The organism is Photorhabdus noenieputensis (assembly GCF_018448935.1).
Classification (GTDB): Bacteria; Pseudomonadota; Gammaproteobacteria; order Enterobacterales; family Enterobacteriaceae; genus Photorhabdus; species Photorhabdus noenieputensis.
Window position 1 is genome coordinate 1 of record NZ_RCWC01000131.1, and the last position, 1,101, is coordinate 1,101.

Consider the following 1,101-nt stretch of genomic DNA (forward strand, 5'->3'; position numbering starts at 1 on the left):
GCCCTGTAAATAATCCCGTTGCCAGGCGGCGTAATCGCCGTAGGTAATCTCCAGTGGGGGAAGCTGGCTGTCACGACCTTCCCGCAAGGAGTGGTAAATCTCCGCCAGTTCAGCCATAAAGATATCGGCCGACCAGCCATCAATGGCGATATGGTGCCATAGCATTAATAAGTAGTGCTGGCCAGACACCGGGTCAGACATCGAATAGTGGCACAGTCTCAGGCTGGGTTCTGTGGTCAAATTGAACGGGGTGGCTATTTCAGCCCGAACCGTGTTCAAAAGCGTGTCAGCGTTTTCACCGGATTGGGAGTGGATAACTAAATTCCTGTCCAGTTTCTGCGGGTAAACCTGCCCATCATCATCGCTGGGGTACACCATCTTCATTACAGTGTGGCGTTCAGCCAGCCGGTTAATGGCGGTTTCCAACAAGGGCAAACAGGCATCATTATCCAGTTGGACCAGATAAGGGATATGGTAGGTATCGGAGCCTTGTTCGAACTGCTCGATAAATAGCATCCGCTCCTGGGCGAATGATAAGGGATAGCGTTCTTGTGTCAGATGAGGGATAACCGTATAAATCTGCTGTTCCATCTTGGTTGCCAGGCCCGCGATGGTTTTTAGTGCAAACAACTGAGCCAGTGAGACTTCGGTTGCCAGTGTGCGGTGGATGGCGGCGGTCAGCTTAATTGCCGTCAGGGAGTTGCCCCCGATGCGGAAGAAATTATCCTCAATACCCACCCGCTCCAGTCCTAACACGTCCTGCCAAATGGCACACAGTTGGGTTTCCAGCGCATTGCGGGGTGCCACGTATCCCTCTCTGTTTCCCCAGACAGGTTCCGGCAATGCCCGCCGATCCACTTTACCGTTTAGGGTCAGGGGGATGGATTCAATACGGGTAAAGCTGGCCGGCAGCATATAGTCCGGCAGGCGGGAAGATAAGTGCCTGACGAGTTCATCGTCTGATAGTTCCTCGTCTGTCACCAGATACGCCACCAGTACTTTATGGCCGTTATGCTCACGGTCAATCACCACCGCCTGTTTTACCTGTGGGTGCAAAGTGAGTGCGGCTTCAATTTCGCTCAATTCGATGCGGTAACCGCG

General features: G+C 53.1%; 1 protein-coding gene. It reads right to left on the reverse strand.

Going from position 1 to position 1,101, the window contains the following annotated elements:
* A partial coding sequence (locus EAE91_RS23490) for a condensation domain-containing protein (protein WP_244869023.1) occupies positions 1–1,101 on the reverse strand: 1,101 nt, incomplete at both ends.